A 24582-nucleotide genomic window follows, 5' to 3' on the forward strand; every position below is an offset into this window, starting at 1 on the left:
GCCTTCTTATGAATAAGATTATATCAAAGGTTTACCAAATAATAAAGGATTCAAGCAATTTAATAGAGACAGAAGAAGCTATTCAAGTCTGTATGTATGAAGTATTCGCTGAATTAGTAGGAGATGTCTTCACTCATCTCAATCAGGTAATCAAAGAGCAGAAACAAGAGGAAGGTTGGAAAGTGAAACGAGAAGATTGGAAAACCGTTCAGTTTATTTTTGGGTCTGTTCGTTATTGTCGTACCTTGATGATAGATCAAGAGAGTCAAAATCATTATCCGCTAGATGACTGGCTAGGTATTCGGAAATATCAACGCCATAGTCCATTAGTAGAAGTAAAAGTGGCAGAGTTGGCGAGTAAAGTTACTTATAGAGATACTGCAAATATGTTAAATGAATGGACAGCTGTTACGATTAGTCATCAAACAGTCGGTAGTCTTCTCAAACGCGTTGGATCCGCACAAGCACGTGAAGATGAAGAGAGCGTATTGGAACTAGAAGAATCAGCTGAGTTGCCGGAAGGAAAAAAGGTAGACTATCTTTATGCCGAGGCTGATGGAGTTTTTGTCCGTGGGACAAAAAAGAAAAAGAGCTTAGAAGTTCGTCATGCCATCCTTTATGAAGGCTGGAATAAAAATGGGAAACGCGTCTCTTTAAAGGAACCCAAAGCCATTATGACGACTAAAAAAACCGCTGGTTTTTGGGCAGAGATTCAAGCCTTTACAGCGAATCATTATGCCTTACAACAAGCTCAAATCATTACAAATAGTGACGGCGGACAAGGGTATACCGCAGACAAATTCCAAGAAGCTTTTTCTCAATCGAACTACCCTGTTTTAAATCAGCTAGACTCTTATCATGTTTTTCAAGGGTTAAACCGTGCATTTGGCGTGAAAACTACCATTTTTAAACAGCAGGTCAAACAAGCATTAAAGACGCATGATTTAGATCAGTTAACTATTTGGTTGGATACGTATGAAAGTACGCTAGATGAAACTTCTGCAGTGGAAAAACTGACTACATTTCGAACCTATGTAGTACGAAATTGGGATCGAATTTTCGATTGGCGCGAAAAAGTAGAACAAGCGCCGAAGGACGCAAGAGGTTTAGGCGCAATGGAGTCCAATCAACGACGTATCTCTTTTCGCATGAAAAAGCGAGGAATGCATTGGAGCGCAGAAGGTTGCGAAGCTATGGTAAAGGTAAAACAAGGGATGTTTAATCACACCTTGCGTGAAGCCTATCTTCACCAACAAAATAGAAGTGCGAGAAATCAACGTAAGTTAAACCAAACGGTTCGTTTATCGTCGTTATTGCATGAGAAAACACGGCAGTCAGTCGGGGCAAAAAATGGGACTATTCCGTTATATGCCTCCCGTTCATCAGCAATAGGACAATTAATTAAAAGTTTTCGTTAATTCCTGTCTTTTGGGAGAAGGTTCCTGGTTTTAGGAACCTTCTCCCAAAAGATGGGCCAGCAAGCGGCGTAGCCGTGCGGTAGCTGATGAGTGTACAAGAATAAAACGTCTAAACTAGCATGGTAATAGGACGCTCGAGAAAAACTTGACACAAACATTTCCTCTTAGGTGTTTTCATATTTTAACTAACTAGACTATAATAGAATTACTTTGAGATAGAAAGGAAGTTTTTGAATGACTTATAAAATGAATTGGGATTTAGATTCTATTTTCCCAGGTGGAAGCGAATCTATTGAATTACAAAACAAGTTGTATTTGATAAAAGAGCAATTAGTTGTCTTAGCTAGTCAAGTAGACAAATGGAATAGTGAAAAGGATAAACCACACTTCAAGGGATTTTCAGCTATTTTAGATAATCAAGAAAAAATAACTTTCGGTTTATCACAAGTACGCACCTTCGTTGAAGCTATTCAATCTGCAGATGTGACAGACAAAAACAGCGGTATACTGTTTGGTAAAATTTTTACATTAAGTAGTTCATTCGATACAATTAAAATAATTCTCACAAAAAAAATGGTTGCTATGACTGATAAAGACTGGGCAGTTTTACTCTCAATGAGCGAATTCCAACCCATTGACTTCGTCTTACAAGAAACTAGAACTCAGGGCAAAGAATTATTAAACGAGTCAGAGGAGGCATTAATTAATACTCTTTCAATAGACGGTTTCCAGGCTTGGAGTGACCATTATGATACATTAGTGGCAACAATTACTATTCCTTTTGAGGAAACAGATGGCACGATTTCTACTCTATCAGCTGGGCAAGCCTACAATAAAATGAACTCTGATCCTAATAAAGACGTTAGGAAACAATTGTTTGATAATTGGGAAGCTGCGTGGGCCGAGAAAGCTCCATTATTTGCTAATACTTTGAATCATTTAGCTGGTTTTAGATTAGCTAATTATAAAGCTCATGGAGTTTCTGATTTTTTAAAACGTCCTTTAGAATATAATCGAATGAATAAGGAAACACTTGATGCTATGTGGAAAGCCGTTAGCGAACACAAGCAATCTTTTATTGATTTTCTAAATCGTAAAGCTAAATTAATGGGCAAAGAACAATTAGACTGGCAAGATATTGAATCACCTGTTCTAGTGGGCAACGCTGAACCACAAATTTACCCTTATAATAAAGGCGCTAACTTTATTATAGAAAATTTTAAAAAAGTTAGCCCTAAAATGTCTTCTTTTGCACAATCTGCTTTTGAAAAAAATTGGATCGAAGCTGAAAACCGCAACGGTAAAAGACCGGGTGGTTATTGTGCAGAATTGCCAGAAAGTAAAGAGTCACGGATTTTCATGACTTACGCTGACTCACCTGGTGAAGTATCCACACTAGCACACGAATTAGGTCATGCCTTTCATAGTGATGTTATGAAAGAATTACCTGTATTAAATCAACAATATGCTATGAATGTAGCGGAAACGGCTAGTACATTCGCCGAAATTGTTGTTGCTGATGCAACTGTAAAAGATGCTCAGTCTAAGGAAGAAAAAATAAATCTACTTGATACAAAAATTCAAAATTCACTAGCTATGTTCTTAAATATTCACGCTCGCTTTATCTTTGAGACTAATTTCTATGCAGAACGGCAAAATGGAATAGTCACCGAGGCGAAATTATCTGAACTAATGGATGCAGCTCAAAGAGAAGCCTATAAGGATTCATTAAGTTCTTATCATCCTCATTTCTGGGCCAGTAAATTACATTTCTTTATCGCTGATGTTCCTTTTTATAATTTCCCATATACTTTTGGTTATCTTTTCAGCTTAGGTATTTATGCTCAATATTTAGAAGATAGCAATGGTTTTGAAGACCGCTACATTGCTTTACTAAAAGATACAGCTTCGATGTCTACAGAAGACTTAGCTAAAAAACATTTACATGTTGATTTAGCAAAACAAGACTTTTGGGTAGCTGGTATTGAAGTGATGGAAAAAGAAATTCAATCTTTCTTAGAACTTACTGATGAATATCTGGATTAACTTATAAAAAAGAAGCAGCTGGATTAATAAAATTAATTCAACTGCTCCTTTTTAACTTCTATTAAATTATTATTTAATAACGTCCAAATCCAACCACTCTATTAGCCCAATAACCAGAAGTGTAAGATGTATACGCTACTCCGGTACTACTTTGTGAACCGACAAAACCGCCTCCGCCTGTTACAATTCCAACGTGATCTACTGTTCCACCACCGATTGAAAAGAATACTAAGTCTCCTGCTTTTGGACTAGACACTTTCTTAGAATCACTATATTGCACAGATGCAACTCGTGGAATAGAAACTCCTGCAGATCTTAAAACATACTGGGTAAATCCCGAACAGTCAAAGCCACCCTCAAGTGTATCTCCACCCCAAAGATATTTTTTCTTTGTCACTGACGCTAAAGAACGGTCTATTGCTGATTGCATTGAACCAAGAGATGTTCCGCCAGTTGAAGGAGCTAGAGTTGGTGCTGGCTTTTTAACTTGTACTGGTGTTGGCTTTTTAACTTGTACTGGTGTTGGTGCTGGTGTTGACGCGACTTCGTTAACAGAAGGTTGAGTTACAGACTCTATTGCATTTGATTCTTGATTTGAAGAACTAGACCGAGAAGAAGTTTGTGCTTCTGCTGCGGTATTCTGTTCAGCAGTTACAACTGTTTCAGTCATAATAACTTCAATTGAAACTCTAGTTTCCTCTTCTTTTTGCTGCTCAAAAGCAACTCGGACAGCTTTTTCTACATCCGCTTGAGCTGTTGTATAATCTAATACAGCCTGTTCTGCCGCTACTTTTTGTATTAGGAAAGCATCTTTATCTTCTTGAACCAGCGACATTTCTGAAGCAAGTTGTGATACGACTACTTCCTTTTCTAATAATTGCTTTTCAAATGAGCTCTGTGTATTTTCTAATTGAGCTGCCAATGCATTTTGTTGTACAATCGTTTGTTCTGTTTCTACTTTCTTTTTGACGACTAACTTTTGATCTTGTACTTGTTCTTCTACAAGAGTTTTGTTAGCTGTTACCATTTGATTGATAACATCTACACGACCAATAACATCTACTAAAGATTCAGCTTCAATAACGAATTCTATGTAGTTTTGTGTATCCCCATTCGTTTGAACAGTTCGTGCTTGTTTGTCTAATTGTTCATTACGTTTTTCAATTTTTTTCTCCAGTGACTCAATATCAATCTTTAAAGTTACCATCTCATCTTGAGATTTTTCAATTTCGCCAACTAATTTTTGGGATTTTTCTTTATTAATACTGATTGTCTTATTTATCGTTTCTAATTGTATTTGTGTATTGTTTTTTTCTGCTGATAAACCATTTATTTTTTGATCAGCTGCATCTATTTTGTTTTGATTTAAATTTTCTGTTTGTTTGGCATCTTCTATTTTGTCAGTGTAAGTTTCTGCATCAGCTGTTATAGGTAAAATAAGAGAACTAAAAGTTATTGTTCCTAGAATCACAATTGAAAGTAAATTTTTTTTCACTGGTTTTCTCCTCCAAAAATTTATTTCTGTTATATTCTCATTTATCTTTGTATGAGATGACTTTGGCACTTCACTACGGCAATTATAACACGAAGAATCTTCTTAAAGATTACTTTTAGGTTACAGTTAGCTATCAAATAATAACAGATTAGAAATAATAGGATTAGGAAGCGGAGTTTTCTTTAATAAATCACATTACTCAAAAAATAATAACCGTTATTTCTGTATTCCTTGCTTTCATAAGATAAATTAGTGTATAATGTAATGTCAGATAGCTCATCTATTTATACTATACTATTTTTACATATTTTAGGAGGGTTTATAATGTCTAAAGATTACCGCGTATTACTTTATTATCAATACGTTACCATCGAAAAACCTGAGCAGTTTACAACTGAACATTTGACTTTTTGTAGGAAAATTGGTTTAAAAGGCAGAATTTTAGTTGCTACAGAAGGCATAAACGGTACGATTTCTGGAACATATGAACAAACTCAACTCTATATGGATACAATGCATGCTGACAAGCGTTTTGCTGATATAATTTTTAAAATCGATGAAGAGAATATCTCTGCTTTTAAAAAAATGCACGTTCGCTATCGTCAGGAATTGGTTACTTTAAGCCTTGAAGATGATATTAATCCAAATGAACTTACTGGTACTTATTTAGAACCTGAAGAATTCCACAAAGCTATCTTAGATGAGAATACCATTGTCATCGATGCTAGAAATAACTACGAATACGATTTGGGTCATTTTAGAGGCGCTGTTCGCCCGGAAATCCGAACTTTTCGTGAGCTTCCCCAATGGATTCGTGAAAACAAAGAAAAATTTATGGATAAACGCATCGTTACTTATTGTACCGGTGGAATTCGTTGCGAAAAATTTTCTGGTTGGCTTCTTAAAGAAGGCTTTGAAGACGTAGGGCAATTACATGGCGGAATTGCTACTTATGGTAAAGATCCTGAGGTTCAAGGTGAACTATGGGACGGACAAATGTATGTATTTGATACTCGTATCAGTGTTCCCATAAACCAAAAAGAGCATGTTATTGTCGGACGCGATTGGTTTGACGGTTCGCCTTGCGAACGCTATGTTAACTGTGCAAATCCCAAGTGTAATCGTAAAATTTTAATTTCTGAAGAAAACGAATATAAATATCTAAAAGGATGTTCTCATGAGTGTCGTATTGCTCCAAAGAATATTTACGTTAAAAATAATCAATTAAATCAAGATGAAGTTAGTGAACGTTTAGCTGCTATTGGTGAAAAATTACCAGCAACTGCCTTGTAAAAAAGTTGAATAGATAAGTAAAAAGATTAGGACCGTACAGAGTCCTAATCTTTTTTCATCCTAAAATTAATGCGTCGTCACTAACACGATTGCCACTATTTTTATGAAACAGCTCCAACAAATCTGGAACAGTCATTTGTTGTTTTTCTTTTCCTCTCACATCTACTGCTATTTGCCCATTGTAGAGCATAATTAAGCGATTTCCGTATTCAATTGCATTTTCCATATTATGAGTAATCATCATCGCCGTTAATTGCTCTTCCTTGACTATTTTATTTGTCAATTCTAACACCATTTTACTTGTTTTTGGATCTAGCGCAGCTGTGTGTTCATCAAGTAAGAGTAATTTTGGAGACTGTAAAGCAGCCATTAATAAAGTCAAAGCTTGACGTTGTCCACCAGACAATAATCCAACTTCCATCTTTAAGCGACTTTCTAAATTTAAGTCTAATTGTTTTAGTCTTTCACGAAATTCTACTCGTTGCTTATCTTTTACACCAAGGGATAGTCCCCTTTTTCCACCACGTTTGTAAGCAACTGCTAAGTTTTCTTCTATACTTAAACGAGTAGCTGTTCCCATCTTAGGATCTTGAAAAACACGTCCTATATGTTTTGCTCTTTCAGCTGTTTTTTGGCGCGTTACATCTTCACCCGCTAAATGAATACTTCCCGAATCTACAAGAAAGCTACCTGCAATACTATTTAATAAAGTTGATTTCCCAGCACCATTGCCACCAATAATTGTAACAAATTCCCCTTTTTCAATAGTTAGAGTTAGACCTTTTAGAACATGATTTTCATTAACTGTTCCAATTTCAAAACTCTTATGGATATCTTTTACTTGTAAAATAGCTGTCATATCATTTAATTCTCCTTTACTTTGTAGTATTTTTCAATTTTACTTTAGTTTTCTTTTTTATTAGTGGAGTAGAAAGAGCAATAGCTAAAATAAGTGCAGAGAATAGTTTAATATCTTGTGGATCAATACCTAGTTGTAAAACTAAGTCAATAATTAGGCGATAAACAATTGAACCAATAACAATTGTTAATAACCGCTTAGCAAAAGATAATTGACGGAAAAGAACTTCTCCAATAATAACGGATGCAAGACCAATAACGATTGTGCCAATGCCCATTCCAATATCAGCATAGCTATTATTTTGAGCAATCAGTGCTCCAGATAAAGCAATTAATCCGTTACTCAGCATGTAGCCAATAATTTTCATTGCATTAGTATTGATTCCATTTGCTTCACTCATGGCTTCGTTATCTCCCGTTGAACGAATGGCTAAGCCTGTTTCTGTATTAAAAAATAAATATAAAAGAAAGATAACCAATAAACTTGCAAACAATCCAACAATCAAAACAGACATACGACTAGTTAAGCCGTATGATTGAACTGTCCGCATGAGTGTTTCTTTGCCTAATAAAGTAACATTTGCTTTTCCCATAATTCTTAAATTAATTGAATAAAGTCCTGTCATAGTTAAAATACCTGTTAATAATGCTGGTATTTTAAGTTTTGTATGCAGTAAGCCAGAAATGGCTCCGGCTAACATGCCGCAAAACATTGCAATAAAAGTTGCTAAAAGCGGTGAAAGTCCTGCAACAATTAGACTCGCACATACCGCTGCACCTAGTGGAAAACTTCCTTCCGCTGTTAAATCAGCAATATCTAATATTCGAAAAGTCAAATAGACACCTATGGCCATAATTGACCACAACAATCCTTGTGAGATACTTGATAAGATAATACTCATAGTATAGATAACTCCTCTTCTTTACTTTTTATTCTGGTATGACGATACTTGCAGGATCAATTCCTAATGCTTTAGCCATTTCTTCATTAATAACTAACTCTAAATTATTTGATGTTTCAACTTTCATATTAGAAGTTTTCTTGCCATCTTTAATAATTTCTAATGCCATTTTTGCTGTTTGGCGCCCTAAGTCTGAGTAGTTTATTCCGTAAGTTGCTAGAGCTCCGGCTTGCACCATTTCTGCTGAACCAGGAATAACAGGCAATTTGTATTCCATTGCGATTTCTCCAACAGTAGGCATTGTACTAGCTAGCGTATTGTCTGTTGGGATGTAAACAGCGTCAACTTCTTGAGCTAATGTTGTCATCACTTGTTGGACGTCATTCGTCGAAGTTACCGTTAAAATTTTTACGGCTACACCTTTATCCTTAATCGCTTTTTCAGCCATATCTGCTTGGATCTTTGAATTTGGCTCACTTGAATTGTAAATAATTCCTACTGTTTTAGCCTCAGAAGCTATCGATAATAGTAAAGCAATTTGTTCTTCAATCGGAACGATGTCACTTGTTCCTGTTAGATTTTTATTTGGCTTTTCCATGCTTTCGACAAGTCCAGCATCAACTGGGTCTGTTACTGCTGTGAATAATATTGGATCCTCTTCCGTTACGTTTGCTAAGGATTGGGCTGCTGGTGTTGCAATAGCTAGGACAACATCATTTTTACCAGCTAAACGCTCACTCATACTTTGTAAGTTTGCTTGATCTCCTTGAGCATTTTGGTAATCAACCGTCAGATTTTCACCTTCAATATAGCCTGCTTCTTCAAACTCACTTAGGAAACCTTGACGTGCTAACGACAAGGACTCATGCTCCATATATTGTAAGACTCCAACGTTTATACCCTCGTCTTTTCCGCTATCTGCTTCGTTACTAGTACCACAACCTACTAATACTATTCCTGCCATCATTAATCCTAGTCCTGTTTTCCATAATCGTTTGTTTTTCTTCATTATCTTTTCCCCCTAGTTCTTTTATCAAATCATTCGTTCAGAAACTAAAAACACCCACTTAGATAAACGTACAATCTAAGTGGGTGTTACTTGTTATTTTAAAAAAGATAAAATAGGTTTCTTGCACCACTTAGATTTAACTTTCATCTATGTGACGCATTCAGCTCAATACAAAATGCCTTAGCCATCATAGATACAAACATCACTGTTTCCTGTTTGCATCCAAGTACGACCTGTCTACAAACAACTTCTAAAATAACTAAAGAAATAATTATTCAGTTGTGTTGTGTTTTTTGGCAGACAGTTCATATCGATTCCCTCACAATCTATTTTTTTGATAACTTTAGTATAGAAAAAATACAAAAGATTGTCAATCCTTTTATTAGATTTATTTAATAATCTTATCATCTTAAACTCATTTTAAAGGATGCTTCAAAACACTTCAGCTTATTTTAAAGATACTTTTATTCAAAAGTTAGGTTTTTTTCTGACTTTTTGATATAATTAACAGAGTAACTTTGAACAACACTATGAATTTGAGGTGAAATTATTTGAAAGAACCAAAAAAAAATACTATTCCACTTTTTCTAACAAAAATTAAAGTCTTTTTTACAAAAGTAAAAAAAGATCTGAATGAAAAATATTCTTCTTTTAAAGAGGTTAGAAAAAATAAAGCGAATAGAAAAGAGCAAAATAAACAATCGGATAGAATAGAATCTGTCTCGTCTGACCACACTGCTCTAGATTCAAAAAAATCAACCGCCAATCCTAAAAAACTTGAGGATAAATTTATTGGTATTTTATTAGCTGTAAAAATATGGCTTGTTGTGCAAGGAAAAATTATTAAAAATAAGTTTGCTAAGAAAAACAGCAATAATAGCAATCATCATACTGATAAAGAAACGACTTTTTCAGATCGTTATCCATCTTTCTTATTCGGTTTTAATGTTACGTACACCGTTATTAAAAACCTCTTTATTGCGCTAGTTATTTTTATTCTAATTGGTGTTGCATTCGCAGGTGGAACGGGATTAGGCTACTTTGCTTATCTCGTTTCTGAAGATAAACCGCCCACTTATAAAGAAATGAATGCTGATTTAAAAGATGTAGAAACAACTTCTTCCGTTTATTACGCAGGCGGTGAGCTGATTAGTGATTTAAGGACTGATTTAAAAAGAACGACTATGCCTTTGAAAGATATGTCTGATTTAGTCCAGAAAGCTATTATAGCAACCGAGGATGAATATTTTTATGAGCATCATGGTGTTGTACCTAAAGCTATTGCCCGTGCCCTATTTCAAGAGGTTACTGGCTCAAGTTCTGTTTCTGGTGGTTCTACGTTAACTCAGCAATTAGTTAAACAACAAATTCTGACGAACGAGGTTTCATTTAAACGTAAAGCAAATGAAATTTTACTTGCTTATCGACTTGAAAACTTTTTTTCTAAAGAAGAAATTCTAGAATCTTATTTAAATGTTTCTCCTTTTGGAAGAAATAACCACGGCGAAAATATTGCTGGACTCTATGAAGCTTCTTACGGTATTTTCGGTGTTGACTCAAAAGAATTAACACTGCCACAAGCAGCCTTTATTGCTGGACTGCCACAAAACCCAATCGTTTATAGTCCGTATACTCAAAATGGAGAAATTAAAGAAGATTTATCAACAGGTTTTGCTAGAAAGAATGAAGTCTTATTCAGAACGTACCGCGAAGGGTATATTAACAAAAAAGAATACGATGCAGCAAAAATCTATGATTTAACTGCTGACTTTATTCAACAAGATTCTGCGACTAAACAAAATAATTCTTATATCTATAATGCTGTTGAAAAAGAAGCGCGTAAGGTTTTAATTGAACAACTTTATATAAAGGATAAATTAACAGCTGCTGACTTAGCAGCTGACAAAAGCCTATACAATGAATACTATGATAAAGCAGACCAAAAAATACGTATGGATGGCTATCAGATTCATACCACTATTGATAAGGATGTCTATGATGCTATGCAAAATGTCGTAGTTAGCAATGCTAGCAATCTTGGTTATAAAAAAGAAATAAATTGGACAAATCCTGATACCAACGAGGTAACGACAATCATTGAACCCGTTCAAAATGGTAGTGTATTACTAAATAATGCTACTGGTGCAATTCTTTCATTTGTTGGTGGTGTCGATTTTAATATTTCCCAAGTGAATCATGCATTTGATACGAATCGATCGCCTGGTTCTACTATCAAACCTATTTTAGTCATTGCACCCGCTCTTGAAAATGGTACGATTACCCCAGCAACGATTGTTCCACAAACAGAATTAATCGTTCCTGATGGCGTTACGGGTACACATGAAATTACAAATGCTGGTGGCAGAGCACCTGGCACATGGATTAGTGCTCGAAAAGGTTTAGCTATATCTAGCAACATCGTCATATCAAGAATCTATATGGAAATGCAAAAATCATTTGTTCCAGGAAAATATCTCCAAAAAATGGGGATAGGAACAGATTCAATTGCAGAAGAAGAATATAAAAATATTTCCTTAGCTATCGGTGGTACTGAAGGTGGAGCTTCTGTATTAGAACAAACTACCGCATTCGCCACTCTAGCTAATAGCGGAACACATACTGAAAACTATATGATTGAATCAATTGAAAGTTCAACTGGTGAAGTACTTTACAAGCATGAAACGAAATCTAATCCAGTCTTTACTCCTCAAACAGCCTATCTAACTATTGATATGTTACGAGATGTTTTAGATGCTGGTACTGCTACCGACGTAAAAAGCCAATTAAATTTCAGCACTGATTTAGCTGGTAAAACAGGGACCTCTGAAAATGAAAAAGATATTTGGTTTATTGCTAGCACACCTAAAGTTACCTTAAGTTCTTGGATTGGTTATGATAACTCTGTTGAAGAAAACTATTTAGACAAATATTCTGGTCCAGGTAATTCTGGAAGGCGAAATCGTGCTTATTGGGCTCAGCTTGCTAATGCCATCAATAACGCTAACTCATCTATTATCGGATCTGGTCAGTCTTTCCAACAGCCAGGAGGGATTGTTTCTTCAACTGTAAATGAAAAAACAGGTACTAAAGCCGGTAAAGTAACATTAGGCAACGAAAAAGAAATCGTTGTTTCTGGAGAAACAGTAACTGAATTATTTAATAGTAAATACCTTCCAAAAGCGGCTACGTATAATTTTGCTATTGGAGCAAATGAAAAAGACCTGAAAGATTTTTGGGGTGAAATAGCTACTGCAGAGGCTAAAGAAAAAGCAGAGAAAGCTAAGATTGACGCTGAAGCGAAAAAGAAAGCTGAGGCCGATGCAAAAACAAAGGCGGATGCTGAAGCGAAAAAGAAAGCTGAGGCCGATGCAAAAGAAAAAGCTGATGCTGAGGCTAAAAAGAAAGCTGACTCCGAATAATAATATAAGAGAATGAAAAAACCCGATTAAAAGAGAACCAACTCTTTTAATCGGGTTTTTACTTTATTTTGAAGTTCCTCGATTTGCAATATGATGAGGTAAAATAATAGTTTTTTCATCCACTTCTTCTTTATTCATTAATTTTGTTAATAAACGCATAGAAACAGCGCCAATATCGTATAATGGTTGAGTAACTGTACTCAATTTAGGGCGAACCATTTCAGTTAATTTTGAATTATTTGCCGTAATAATTTCGAATTCTTCCGGTATGCGAAGGTTTGAATCTAAAGCACCATTTAAAACACCTACTGCTAACTCATCATCACCGACGAAAGCCGCTGTTGCACTCGCTTCAGCTAATTTAGAAAAAATTTCTTCTCCCGCTGAGAAAGTGTAGTCTGTTTCAAAAATTAAACTCTCATCAAAAGCAACTCCCGCATCCGAGAAAGCTTTTTTATATCCTTTCATACGATAAACACTATTAATAGGTTCATCTTTTTGAGACCCAGAAACAAAGGCAATACGTTCATGACCTTTAGCTAATAATTCAGCAATAGCTTCTTCAGTTGCTCCCTCATAATCAATATTCACACTTCCTACTTGGTTATCAGGATCAACCGTACCTGCTAAGACTACTGGGATTTTTGATCTTGAGAATTCAGCACGTAGTTCATCTGTAATTTTGTGTCCCATATAGATCAATCCATCTACTTGTTTTGCTAATAAAGTATTTAACACATTTACTTCTTTTTGATCATTTTGATCTGAATTAGCTAAAATAATATTGTATTTGTACATTGTAGCAATATCGTCAATTCCTCTTGCTAGCGATGAAAAATATAAATTTGTGACATCAGGTATGATTACACCTACTGTCGTTGTCTTTTTACTAGCTAAGCCACGAGCAATAGCATTAGGTCTATAATCTAAACGGTCAATAACTTCTAGTACTTTTTTACGAGTAGTTGGCTTTACATTTGGGTTTCCGTTGACAACTCTAGATACAGTTGCCATTGATACATTCGCTTCTCTCGCGACATCATAAATGGTAATCGTTTGTTTTTCCATATATATTATCTCCTTTAATTTTGTTTGTTTGATAGATTGTATTATTCTAATACAATCTATCAAACTTTCACAAATAATGCAAGCGTTTTAATTATGTTTTCATGAAAATTTCATTTTATGTTTTCATAAAGTTCTTTTTTCTATTTTGCTTCTTTACTTTTATTTTTTTTTTCTAATGATACAATTAGTTAAGTTGAAAACATAATAGAAAGTTGGGAATAAACGATGACAAATAAAAAACTGACTTCTTTAAAAAAATGGTTAATAGAAAGTAAGATAGATTGTATTTTATTAAATGATCCAGAAAACATTGCTTACTATAGTGGGTTTAAAAGTGAGCCTCACGAAAGGATATTAGCTCTCGTTATTTTTCCATTTGCTGACCCATTTCTCTTTACACCTTCTTTAGAAATTAAAGATGCTCAAAATAGTGAGTGGCCATTTTCTGTTTACGGTTATCTAGACAACGAAAATCCTTGGTCTATCTTATCCGAAAAAATACAATCAGCAACGACTAGCACAGGTCATTTTGCAATAGAAAAAGCTTTTTTAACTGTCGAACGCTACGAAAAACTTTGTCATTTTTTCAAAAATTCACTATTTAAAAATATATCCGAAAAAATACAAGAAATGAAGTTAATTAAAGATTCAAGCGAAATTAAAAAAATGATTGAAGCTGGTGAGTGGGCAGATAAAGCTTTAGAAATAGGTTTTAACAGTATTAAAGAAGGAATCTCTGAGGAAGAAATCGTTGCTGAAATTGAATTTCAATTAAAGAAACAAGGAATGAAAGAAATGAGTTTTGAAACGATGGTCCTGACCGGTGATCATGCCGCAAGTCCACATGGTGTTCCAGGTGCAAGAAAAGTAAAAAAAGATGATATGATTCTCTTTGATTTAGGCGTAGTTCATAATGGATACACTAGTGATGTTACAAGGATGGCTATTTTTGGTAACCCTTCTAAGGAAGCTGAAAAGGTATACTCTATTGTGCTTAGAGCTCATCAAGCTGCTATTGCAGCGGTAAAACCCGGTGTAACTGCTGGACAGCTAGATGAAATTGCGCGAAATATTATCACAAAAGAGGGATACGGAGAGTATTTCACTCACCGTCTTGGACATGGATTAGGTAGTAGCGTTCATGAGTTTCCTTCTATTATGAAAGATAGCGAGTTAATAATTAAAGAAGGAATGTGTTTTTCAATAGAACCTGGTATTTATATTCCAGGCATTGTAGGCGTTAGAATTGAAGACTGCCTGTATGTTACAAAGAATGGTTGCGAACTTTTTACAAAGACGCCTACAACTTTTAAATCAATTGGTTAAAAAATAATTAGGATAAAAATCCTAACAGAACAAGAAATAAACTAGATCTTATCTTTATAGCAGTAACAATGGGCAGATATGCTAGAAAAAGGTTCTAGCTTTTGAGCAATCTGTCTACTGAAATAAAAAAGGGTTCCACTCATCAGAAATTGATGTATGGAACCCTCTTACTTATTCTTAAATGGTGGATTACTTTTTGCTATCAAAAAAAGTCGTTTGATCTGTACTATAATCGGTTATGTTTTTTTCAATTTCTCTTTTTAATAAGTCTGAATCTAATCTTATACCTGTTCTTAATCCAGCTTTTTTTTTTCAGTTCCAGCTTCTTCCGCTTTTTCTTTAACGTCATCGGACGCATCTTTAGCTGTTTGTTTAACATCTTCTGATGCATCTTTAGCAATATTTGATAAATCTTCTGAAGTATTTTCAACATTTTCTTTAGTACCATCAACAGTAGATGAAACTTTTTCTTTTGTTTCAACTGCTGTTTCTGCTAAATCAGATTTAACTTTATCCGCATTGATCATTAAGTCTTCTTGAATGTCTTTTAAATCCGCTCCTACTTCTTTAGAAGTTTGAGTTAATTGCTCTTTCATTTGAGACGCTGTATCTTTTAAGCTGATTTTTATATCTTCTGATGCATTTTTAGTAACATTTTTGATTTCTGTTCCTTTTTCTTTTGCAATTTCTGAATAGTCTTTTGCTGTATCTTTAGCATTTGAAGCTTGCTTAGCTAAATCATCCCGCAATTCTTTACCAGATTTTGGTGCAAATAATAGTGCTGCGATACTAGCTGTTGCTGCTCCAATAAACGTACCTAATAAAAATCCATTTTTTTTAGCCATAATTAATTTCCCCTTTTTTGAATTAATTTATTTTTATTCTAAACTAATTTAGTTTGATTTTCGTTTTCTTTTTAGATTTAAAGCTGTCTTACCAACTTTTGTTACCATTCCTGCTTTAACTGTTTTCTTAGTTGTACCAGAAACGTGTTCAGCTAAATTACGTGTTGACGAATTTAAACTGGATACAGATACTCCCAAATCACCAATTGCTTGGAATACTGGATCCGTCTTATTTAATTTTCCATTTACATCATCAAGCGTTGTATTTGTTTTATTCAACAGACCTTCAACTTCAATTAACAACTTATCAGCATCTTTAGTTATTACTTCAATACTAGTATTTGCTTCTTTTACAGTTTTTGAAACTTCTTCAATTACTTTTGAGATTTTTAATAATACCACAATTAAAAAGACGACTAATGCCGCAAATGCTATCGCAGCTATCAAAGCTGCTATTTCTCCACCTGTCATATTAATTCCTCACTTCCTTCATTTAGTTACCCTTACTTAAATTCGTATTATACTACAAGTAGCAAAGATAAAAAACAATCGTCTTTTTGTAAAATAGTATAAAATTCTTTCTTATTTAGAATACCATATCATTTTTATCACTTCAAATGATATGGTACCGATTTCTAAATAAACTAGGCTTAAAAATAATAATTCTCTTGTTATAAATTAATTCCATAATAATTAAGATGATTAAAGAATTCAAATTTATTTTCCTTTCTTTTATTAATTTGTTATGATTAAAGATAGTAACTTATTTTTTAATTTGAACCCAAAGGAGTCATTTTTATGAATAATCAATCAGACAGCTCAGTAACTACAGAAGTAGTAAATACCGTTGCAAAACAAACCTCTTTTTTTATAGAGTTTTGGCAAAATATTGATTGGAGAAGTTTATTATCTTCAGGCATCTCCAAGGCCATTCAAATCTTTTTTTTCTTTTTTGTTTATTTTATTTTTAAAAAAATTGGAAATGTGTTTATTACTCGAACTTTTACAAATTACCGTGGTAAAAAAAATATTTCTCCAAGCCGTCTGGGTACTTTAGACAATCTTACTCACAACATTTATAATGCAGTAATTGGTTTCTTCCTAGCTTATGCGATTCTTTCAGAAATTGGTATCCCTGTTGGCACGTTACTAGCTGGTGCAGGTGTTATCGGCTTGGCATTCTCTTTAGGAGCTCAAGGTTTTGTTAGTGACATCGTGAATGGCTTCTTTATTCTCCTTGAAAAACAAGTGGACATTGGGGATGTTGTTACCTTCAGTGATGTCACAGGTACTGTTGTTGATGTTAATCTAAAAACGACTACCGTTAAAAGTTTTGATGGTACGCTAAACTTTGTACCTAACCGCTATATTACAATTGTCAGTAATTTATCTAGAGAAGATATGCGTGCTCAAATAGATATTCGACTAGAACCTAACGTTGACATGGTAAAAGTAAATACAATTATAGAACAAGTAAATAAACGATTAGTTCCGTTACACCCTGAAATCACGCAAGAACCTGTTAGCTTAGGCTTGATGGATATTGGTGACGGATTTCTAGCTATACGTATCCATATTTTCGCATTGAGTGGCAGCCAATATGCTATTCAAAATATTTTTTTCCAAGAATATGTCACAGCCTTGACAAAAGAAGAGATTATCATTCCGGTAACTCCTATAAAAATAACTACTTAAGTTTCAAAAAGAATCTATAAAGTATTTATTTAATCAACTACATCAAAAGTCGCATAAACTTTAGTCGTTTAAAAAATTCACTAGAGCTATGATTTTATTTTTTGTGAATGTTTCGACTGATTTTCACCTACATTCTCGTTGGCTTTCTGATGAAATAGACCATTTTTTTGTAGCTGGCGAGTCATTAAAACAGATATTAATAGACTCTGGTGTATCTTCCAAAAAAATAACGGTTTCGGGTATTCCTATTAAAGAAGAATTTTATCATACAAAAAAGCAACTTTGATAAAAAAGATATTCTTATTCAACTACAAGAATTTTTAATTTCAGCTGGAGTTTTTGGTGTTGTAAAGAATCTCCGAATATTGATTGAAGAACTATATTCCCACAGTAACTTTAACATTATTGTGGTTTGCGGCCAAAATCAGGAATTTTATGACCTACTTAATATAAAGTTTAAAGCTATTTCGCTGATTTCTATTTTAGGCTATGTAAAAGATAGGGCTTATCTTATGAGGAAAGCCAATCTTATGATTACTAAAGCCGGTGGTATTTCTCTTTCAGAAGCATTAGCTATGCAAGTACCCTTTGTCTTAACCCCAGCTGTACTCGGTCAATAATTAGGTAATGCTAAGTTACTTGAGTCAAAAGGAATGGCCATTGTCCCTTATGAAGAAGAAGAAGAAATTGTCCCTACTATTCTATATTTACTAAAAAACCCAATATTCTAGACTGAAATAAAGAAAAATATGCAAAAAAATTTTTCATCCAAATGCTGCTGCTACAATTGTTGATGAAGTTTTAGCTATTAGTAAAAAGACTTCTTATTTAAAGAATCCTTTAGCTTAAAAAAGCGCATTTCTTCTCAATAAATAAATTTTAAGTATAATTATTACTTTTAAAAATAAATCCATATAAAACTATTATTTAGAAATTTTTTTATTCCTCTTATATTTTAACCATTCAAAAAAAGGCAACAGGAGTATTGCTCCTATTGCCTTTTTTTATACATATTCTTTTTTACGTTTTACATCATATTTATTCTCGAACTCATGAGCAATTCTGTTGGTTGCTTTAAGTATTTCGCTACGTGTTACTATGCCCGTAAAGCTGCCATCTGATGCTGCTACACAAACAAATGAATTGCGTACAAGTAAATGCAACACTTCTTCTAAGTCGTACGGATTCTCGATTAATGCAAAATCTGTCTGCATGACATCTTCAACACGAATATCTCCAAGTTTATTAAAATCAACATCTTCAATGCTAGTTATGGCATCAATAACCAACGACATAGAAATCAATCCTCGTATTTTATAAGTTGAATCTAGGACCGGAATGACAGTATATCCTATCTTTGTTAAAACTAATAATGCATGATCTAAACGGTTCGTCATTTGGATATGCGCGACTTGTTCTGCAGGAATTAAGAATTTTTCTTTATTTTCTAATAGCATTTTTCCGATTTCTTTACCTATCATGTCTACTAATTTCCTTTCTCACTAATAACTCTCTATAACCATTTCAAGTGAACACATATTAAGCTAATAATATATCCTAACGCACTTGCTTTCTCTATTCATTTAAAGAGATTAACTCTTTTTGAGTTGTTAAACTCTGGCAAAAGAACACTCTAGCTCTTCAATAGGTCGATGTAATCTATCGTAATACGATACTTGAATGGTATCTTTAGTCGTTTCAACAATCGCATAGGTTTTTATTTTATGCGCTCCTCTAGGCAGTAAGATGCTACCAGGATTTAACACTAAAATCCCATCCATCATCTCTACTCCCAATTCATGAGTATGTCCAAAAAAAGCAAAGTTTGCTTGTGCCTCTTTTGCCGTAAACAGTAAAGTCTGCATAGACTTCTTCACATCATGTAAATGTCCATGAAGCCAAATTATTTTTTCTTGACCTATTTCTTTAGTCTGTAGCAGTGGATAGGATTGGTCAAAATCCATATTGCCCTTCACAGATTTCATATCTTTCCAAACTGAATCTGTTTCAGCTAACTCTGAATCGCCACAGTGAATCATTTCATCAACTTTTCCTTGATAGATTTTAATGAGCTCTATTAAAATATCTTGATCACCATGACTATCGCTTACAACTAATAACCTCATTTCATCCACTCCATTATCTATTTATTTAATCAATTAACCAGGTATCCCATACTTGTTCTAACTTCACTAATGCTTTTGCTCGATGACTTTTTTTATTTTTTTCTGCATCTGATAACTCTGCCATTGACTTTTCTATTTCTGTTACATAAAACAATGAATCGTAGCCAAAACCGTTATTTCCACGTGGTATTCCTAATATGATTCCCTCTACTTCACCTTCAACAACTAAACTTTGTTTATCAGGATAAGCTAACGCTAACGTGCAATGAAACTGTGCTGTTCTTAAGTTACTTGGAACATTTGTTAATTCGTGCAAAAGTTTTGCATTATTTGCAGCATCACTTTTGGGTTCACCAGCGTAACGAGCCGAAAAGATTCCTGGTCGTCCTTCTAAGGCATCTACCTTTAATCCTGAATCATCAGCTAGTACCATCACATTAAATTTATTTGCGATAGTCTCTGCTTTTAGCAAAGCATTTTCAGCAAATGTCGTTCCTGTCTCTTCTACTTCAGGAATATCAGGAAAATCTAATAACGTTTTGACTTGAATCCCTTTTTTAGCAAATAATGCTTCAAATTCACGAGCTTTGCCTTGATTGTTTGTTGCAATTAAAATAGTATCCGGCAAAATAGAACTCTGCTCCGTCGCTATCACCGGTTCTTGATTAAAAATTTGATTTTGAATAGCAATTAATTCTTCTATCCCTTTTTCTCCAAGTTCAAGCATCTCCATTAATTGTGAACCTGAAAATGTTGATTCTTCACCGGTACCTTGTATTTCTGAAAACTTACCACTTTCTGTCATCACGATATTCATATCAACCGCAGCAGAACTGTCTTCAGAATAATCTAAATCTAATAGAGCTTCATTATCTTTTGTTATACCAACACTGATAGCTGCAATGTTTTCTTTAATCGGATTTTCTTTGATTTGACCACTCTCTAATAAAGTTAAAACAGCTATTTTCATTGCAACAAAAGCACCAGTAATACTAGCTGTGCGCGTTCCACCGTCTGCTTGAATCACGTCACAATCTATTGTAATAGCCCGTTCACCTAACTTATCTAAATCAACTACAGAACGCAATGTACGAGCTATCAGACGCTGTATTTCCATTGTTCTACCTGTTAGCTTTCCTTTGGCAGATTCTCTTATCGTTCTTGTATTAGTAGCTCTAGGTAACATCGCATATTCAGCATGAATCCAACCTTTTCCTTGTCCACGCATAAACGGTGGAACTTTTGTTTCAACAGTTGCATTGCAGATAACTTTTGTATCGCCAAAAGTCACCAGTACCGAACCTTCAGGATGTTTTAAGTAATTCGTTTCAATCGTAACGTGGCGAAGTTCATTATTCTTTCTAGTATTTTTCCGCATAATTCCCTCAATTCTAACCTAGTTTTAAAGTCCTAATTTAATATGTTCTACAGTAGCCTTCTCTATTTCAAGCCACTGCGAAGCAATCGATTCAAACATTTGAACCGAGCCTGTTGTGTAAAATTTATACTCTGTTTCTTTATTGTCTCGACTATCTACAGCTAAATTAAAGTAATCCAAAATAGTACTTACTTCATTGACTGTCTCTGCACCTGAATCAATTAACTTAACCTTATCCCCCATTACATTTTGAATAATAGGTCGTAACAAAGGGTAATGTGTACATCCCAAAATTAACGTGTCTAAGTTCATGTTTTTTAAAGGACGTAAAGTTTCGGCGATAACTTTTTTTGCAATCGCATTATTGTATGCGTTACTTTCTACTAACGGAACAAATTTTGGACAAGCTAAACTCGTAACGATTGATTTAGTATCCTTAGAATGAATCATTTTTTTGTATTGATCACTTTTAATGGTCCCTTCTGTCCCAATAATACCAATACGATTGTTTCGAGTACTTTTTATGGCTGATCGACTACCTGGCAAAATAACTCCTATCACAGGAATCGCTAATTTTCTTTTAATATCTTCTAAAGCTGCTGCAGTTGCTGTATTGCAAGCAATCACTAACATCTTGATATCTTTACTTAATAAAAATTGCGTCATTTGCCAAGTGAATGCTAAAATTTGCTCTTCTGGTCTAGGACCATAAGGGCACCTTGCAGTATCTCCGACATAATAAATAGATTCATTCGGTAATTGTCGGATAGCTTCTTTAACCACTGTTAATCCACCTACTCCTGAATCAATAAAGCCTATTGCTTGTTTTTTCATGTTTTAACAACCTTTTTATAAAGTCAATTTACTTGTTAGCTCTATCTTCTCTTTTTTTCATCAATAATTCAAGTCTTATCAGCAAAAAAAGATAGGTTTCTATCCTATTGCACGCTATAATAGAATGGTATAAACTGCGAGGTGAAAAAGAATGACTAAACAAAAAACAACCATTGACTTAAATATATTTGAAGAAAATAGTCCTTTATTGGGACAAACATTATTACGTGATGTTTTAATACCTAATTTATTAGGAAATGAAACAAATGAAATTTTATATTGGGCTGGAAAAGAGCTAGCAAGGCAATACCCTCTTTCTTGTATAGAAGATACCATTCTTTTTTTTGAAAAAGCAAGTTTTGGTACTCTTGTGTTGAGTAAACACAGTGACCACAACATTATCTATCGACTAATAGGTGCTCATGTCGAAAAGCGTATAAAAAATGTTGAAAGTGTTTCTTTTAATTTAGAAGCTGGATTTTTAGCTGAACAAATTCAACAACAAGAAATGAAATATACTGAAGCTTTTTTTGAAATTGATACTAGAAAACGTACGGTTACGATTACGTTAAAGCAAGATACAAAAGATTTAGAACCAATTGAACAAGCGAATCCATTTTTTACTTTAACTAGAAAAGATGATTTATTAGATAAATAAGTCTTTTTAATAAAAGACAATAAAGATGACACTTTACTTACTAGATTTTGTATCTGCTAATATTAAGATAAGCGAAACACCTTTATTTTTTAAAAAATCACTTTTTATTCTTTGAATAATCTCATAAAATAAATTAAGTATTAATGTTGGTAAAGTCGGGTTGTGTTTATTCGTCCCCTAATTTATCAATTTTTTTTATTCTAATATTATAAAGCAAACAATTCTTCGTAGAGTTTTATTTTCTTAAATTAGTGTAGATAATCGCTTTTGAAATTCTTATGAACTATCTTTCAGCTTTACAGCTTCCCCTCTTGAGAGGAGGGTGTTTTTTTACTACTTGTTCCTATCAAGCGTATGAGTAAAACGAGGTATCGAAACAATCTCGATACCTCGTTTTCAATTACTTTTTGTTTAAATACTCTATTTCTATCTTAGGAACACTTTTTTTCAATTCTATAACAAAAGCTACTTTATCTTTAGGTGATAATTTAATTGTTTTCATTCCTACTTTTGTTTGATAATAAAGAGCTAGACCATCTTTTGAACTTAGAGCTCTCTCACCAGTTAAAAGATCTGGTAATCGATAGTAAACCTCTTTTGCTTTTATCAATTGGTTGTATTGAATTTGTTTAATAAATAGTCCTTTTCTTATCAATACACTCTCTTTGTTGAATGTATAGGAAATAAACCATCCAGCTGCTAGCCACGATAACAATGCACCAACTAATAAACCCCATCCTATCCATTTAAACCATTGGTTGAATGGGACTGTTGTTAAAACTACAATCAAACTAATAACAAATAAAAAACTGTTAGATGAAAATAAAACAAGTAAAAAACTATCTCGTTTTGTATAAAATGTCATTTTTTTATCCTCCTCTATCTGTTTCTAATAAAAAATCTTTAACAAGCGAATTAAATAGATCTGGTTTTTCAATCATCAAAAAATGTGTAGTCTCTGGCAAAGTAATAAGTATACTTTTTACGATTAAGTCATTTATCTTTTTTGTGTGACTCTTTTGAATGACATCATTCTCACCAACTACTATAAGGGTCCGTGTTGTTATCCTTTTTAAATCATTATCATTTAATTTTATTTGATGCCACATTAAGTCAATGACCTCTTTGCGTCGCTGTTTGGATTTAGAAATAGTTCCTACCCATTTTAAATAGCCATACAATAGTTTTACTTGTAGAAAATCTTTTTTTCTTAAGCCTTCTGGTCTATAATTAGCTCCCACAACAACCAGTTCAGCTACTCTCTCAGGATAATGACTGGCTAAATATAAACCAACATTACCACCATCACTAAAACCAATAATAGCTGTTTTTTCTAAATGGAAATAGTCTAGTACATGGATAATATCGCTTACTATTTTTTCAAATGTTAACAAATTTTTACCATGATCAGAACGTCCATGACCACGACTATCTAATGCAAAAACTTGATAAAATTTGCTAAAGTAGGCTATTTGGTTATTGAAAATTGTATGATCTTCTTCATTACCATGTAATAAAAGCAACGGATCACCTTTTCCGCTCACATGACAAAATAACGAATCTTCATTTATCAAAATAACATAATCTTTCATTTCATTCATCTTCTTTATTATTCACTTCATTTTTTCACCTTAAATCAGTCTAACATACTTCTTAATTCATTTTTTTATTTAATCGCTTAGTTGTTCAGTAAAGATAAAAAGAACTAAAAAATAGTCTTTTTATCTTTAAAATCAGCTTTTCGACATTAACCATAAAATAAAAAAACTAAGAGCAACTTCTGTTCACCAAACAGAAGTTGTTCTTAGTTTTTATCTCTTACTTGTATTTTGCAATAATTTCTTCAATTTGTTCTTTACCATGATAACCGATTAGTTTCTCAACTACTTCGCCATCTTTTTTCACTAATAATGTTGGAATACTCATGATTCCAAATGAAGCAGGAACCGTTTGATTCTGATCAACATCCATTTTCACTATTTTAACTTGATCGCCTATCTCTGTGTCTAACTCTTCTAAGACTGGAGATTGCATGCGACAAGGGCCACACCATGGTGCCCAGAAGTCTGTTATTGAAATACCTTCATTTGTTTCTAATTCAAAATCTTTATCTGTTACTACTTGTACCATTTAAATTCCTCCTAATGTATTGACTTATTAATAGTAAGTTATTCAACCTTTATCTATTGTACCAAATAACTTTAATAATTTC

General features: G+C 33.7%; 23 protein-coding genes. 9 read left to right on the forward strand and 14 right to left on the reverse strand.

What is annotated here, in order from left to right; translation table 11 throughout:
- Positions 1–8: 8 nt before the first annotated feature.
- A complete protein-coding gene (locus tag B9Y54_RS11735; RefSeq protein ID WP_085560165.1) occupies positions 9–1418 on the forward strand; it encodes an ISLre2 family transposase in 1410 nt (469 codons plus the stop codon).
- A gap of 234 nt (positions 1419–1652) precedes the next feature.
- Positions 1653–3464, forward strand: a complete 1812-nt coding sequence (locus tag B9Y54_RS11740; protein WP_085560415.1) for a M3 family oligoendopeptidase — start codon at positions 1653–1655, stop codon at positions 3462–3464.
- Positions 3465–3537: 73 nt separating this feature from the next.
- On the opposite strand, the gene B9Y54_RS11745 is transcribed toward B9Y54_RS11740, so the two are convergent.
- Positions 3538–4959 (reverse strand): C40 family peptidase, encoded by a 1422-nt coding sequence (locus B9Y54_RS11745; protein WP_085560416.1) that lies wholly within the window; start codon positions 4957–4959, stop codon positions 3538–3540.
- A gap of 324 nt (positions 4960–5283) precedes the next feature.
- Between B9Y54_RS11745 and trhO the strand changes: the two genes are divergently transcribed.
- Positions 5284–6252, forward strand: a complete 969-nt coding sequence (gene trhO, locus B9Y54_RS11750) for an oxygen-dependent tRNA uridine(34) hydroxylase TrhO (RefSeq protein ID WP_085560417.1) — start codon at positions 5284–5286, stop codon at positions 6250–6252.
- Positions 6253–6307: 55 nt separating this feature from the next.
- Here trhO and B9Y54_RS11755 read toward each other — a convergent pair whose 3' ends face one another.
- From B9Y54_RS11755 to B9Y54_RS11765, 3 genes are read right to left on the reverse strand one after another with little or no spacing between them, the layout of a single operon-like run.
- A complete protein-coding gene (locus tag B9Y54_RS11755) occupies positions 6308–7111 on the reverse strand; it encodes an ABC transporter ATP-binding protein (RefSeq protein WP_085560418.1) in 804 nt (267 codons plus the stop codon).
- A 16-nt stretch (positions 7112–7127) separates the two neighbouring features.
- A complete protein-coding gene (locus B9Y54_RS11760) occupies positions 7128–8012 on the reverse strand; it encodes an ABC transporter permease (RefSeq protein ID WP_085560419.1) in 885 nt (294 codons plus the stop codon).
- A 28-nt stretch (positions 8013–8040) separates the two neighbouring features.
- Positions 8041–9021, reverse strand: coding sequence for an ABC transporter substrate-binding protein (locus B9Y54_RS11765; RefSeq protein WP_085560420.1), 981 nt, complete (start codon positions 9019–9021; stop codon positions 8041–8043).
- Positions 9022–9572: 551 nt separating this feature from the next.
- Between B9Y54_RS11765 and B9Y54_RS11770 the strand changes: the two genes are divergently transcribed.
- Complete coding sequence (locus tag B9Y54_RS11770; RefSeq protein WP_085560421.1) at positions 9573–12440, forward strand: transglycosylase domain-containing protein; 2868 nt, start codon at positions 9573–9575, stop codon at positions 12438–12440.
- Between the two features lie 63 nt (positions 12441–12503).
- Here B9Y54_RS11770 and ccpA read toward each other — a convergent pair whose 3' ends face one another.
- A complete protein-coding gene (gene ccpA / locus B9Y54_RS11775; protein ID WP_085560422.1) occupies positions 12504–13508 on the reverse strand; it encodes a catabolite control protein A in 1005 nt (334 codons plus the stop codon).
- A gap of 225 nt (positions 13509–13733) precedes the next feature.
- Between ccpA and B9Y54_RS11780 the strand changes: the two genes are divergently transcribed.
- A complete protein-coding gene (locus tag B9Y54_RS11780) occupies positions 13734–14834 on the forward strand; it encodes a M24 family metallopeptidase (protein WP_085560423.1) in 1101 nt (366 codons plus the stop codon).
- A 293-nt stretch (positions 14835–15127) separates the two neighbouring features.
- Here the strand turns inward: B9Y54_RS11780 and B9Y54_RS11785 are convergent, their stop codons facing one another.
- Together B9Y54_RS11785 and B9Y54_RS11790 are read right to left on the reverse strand one after the other, a co-directional pair.
- On the reverse strand, positions 15128–15679 hold the full coding sequence (locus B9Y54_RS11785) for a YtxH domain-containing protein (protein ID WP_085560424.1): 552 nt from the start codon (positions 15677–15679) through the stop codon (positions 15128–15130).
- 48 nt (positions 15680–15727) lie between these two features.
- Positions 15728–16150 (reverse strand): DUF948 domain-containing protein, encoded by a 423-nt coding sequence (locus B9Y54_RS11790; RefSeq protein WP_085560425.1) that lies wholly within the window; start codon positions 16148–16150, stop codon positions 15728–15730.
- Between the two features lie 327 nt (positions 16151–16477).
- On the opposite strand from B9Y54_RS11790, the gene B9Y54_RS11795 reads away from it, so the two are divergent.
- The 3 genes from B9Y54_RS11795 to B9Y54_RS11805 all read left to right on the forward strand — a co-directional run bounded on the left by B9Y54_RS11795 (position 16478) and on the right by B9Y54_RS11805 (position 17994).
- Complete coding sequence (locus B9Y54_RS11795; protein ID WP_085560426.1) at positions 16478–17374, forward strand: mechanosensitive ion channel family protein; 897 nt, start codon at positions 16478–16480, stop codon at positions 17372–17374.
- An 88-nt stretch (positions 17375–17462) separates the two neighbouring features.
- Positions 17463–17660, forward strand: coding sequence for an MGDG synthase family glycosyltransferase (locus B9Y54_RS11800; RefSeq protein ID WP_085560427.1), 198 nt, complete (start codon positions 17463–17465; stop codon positions 17658–17660).
- A 16-nt stretch (positions 17661–17676) separates the two neighbouring features.
- Positions 17677–17994, forward strand: a complete 318-nt coding sequence (locus tag B9Y54_RS11805; RefSeq protein ID WP_234987956.1) for a glycosyltransferase — start codon at positions 17677–17679, stop codon at positions 17992–17994.
- A 384-nt stretch (positions 17995–18378) separates the two neighbouring features.
- Here the strand turns inward: B9Y54_RS11805 and cbpB are convergent, their stop codons facing one another.
- The 4 genes from cbpB to racE all read right to left on the reverse strand — a co-directional run bounded on the left by cbpB (position 18379) and on the right by racE (position 21712).
- Positions 18379–18855: a cyclic-di-AMP-binding protein CbpB gene (gene cbpB / locus B9Y54_RS11810; RefSeq protein ID WP_085560429.1), complete on the reverse strand. Its 477-nt coding sequence runs from the start codon at positions 18853–18855 to the stop codon at positions 18379–18381.
- Positions 18856–18984: 129 nt separating this feature from the next.
- Entirely contained in the window at positions 18985–19500 is a 516-nt protein-coding gene (locus B9Y54_RS11815) for a YfcE family phosphodiesterase (RefSeq protein ID WP_085560430.1), read from the reverse strand.
- Positions 19501–19525: 25 nt separating this feature from the next.
- Positions 19526–20878 (reverse strand): ribonuclease PH, encoded by a 1353-nt coding sequence (gene rph / locus B9Y54_RS11820; RefSeq protein ID WP_085560431.1) that lies wholly within the window; start codon positions 20876–20878, stop codon positions 19526–19528.
- A 24-nt stretch (positions 20879–20902) separates the two neighbouring features.
- The gene (gene racE, locus B9Y54_RS11825) at positions 20903–21712 is read right to left on the reverse strand and encodes a glutamate racemase (protein WP_085560432.1); all 810 of its coding nucleotides are present in this window, start codon (positions 21710–21712) and stop codon (positions 20903–20905) included.
- A gap of 151 nt (positions 21713–21863) precedes the next feature.
- Here racE and B9Y54_RS11830 point away from each other — a divergent pair, with 151 nt between their 5' ends.
- Positions 21864–22370 carry a YslB family protein gene (locus tag B9Y54_RS11830; protein ID WP_085560433.1) on the forward strand — a complete coding sequence of 169 codons (507 nt, stop codon included), beginning with the start codon at positions 21864–21866 and terminating at the stop codon, positions 22368–22370.
- A 400-nt stretch (positions 22371–22770) separates the two neighbouring features.
- Here B9Y54_RS11830 and B9Y54_RS11835 read toward each other — a convergent pair whose 3' ends face one another.
- The 3 genes from B9Y54_RS11835 to trxA form a co-directional block, all read right to left on the reverse strand.
- Positions 22771–23235, reverse strand: coding sequence for a PH domain-containing protein (locus tag B9Y54_RS11835; RefSeq protein ID WP_085560434.1), 465 nt, complete (start codon positions 23233–23235; stop codon positions 22771–22773).
- A 4-nt stretch (positions 23236–23239) separates the two neighbouring features.
- Entirely contained in the window at positions 23240–23962 is a 723-nt protein-coding gene (locus B9Y54_RS11840) for an alpha/beta fold hydrolase (RefSeq protein WP_085560435.1), read from the reverse strand.
- Positions 23963–24188: 226 nt separating this feature from the next.
- Complete coding sequence (gene trxA / locus B9Y54_RS11845) at positions 24189–24500, reverse strand: thioredoxin (protein WP_085560436.1); 312 nt, start codon at positions 24498–24500, stop codon at positions 24189–24191.
- Positions 24501–24582 lie beyond the last annotated feature (82 nt).

Origin of the sequence: Carnobacterium iners, assembly GCF_900177385.1 — a bacterium.
Taxonomy (GTDB): Bacteria; Bacillota; Bacilli; order Lactobacillales; family Carnobacteriaceae; genus Carnobacterium_A; species Carnobacterium_A iners.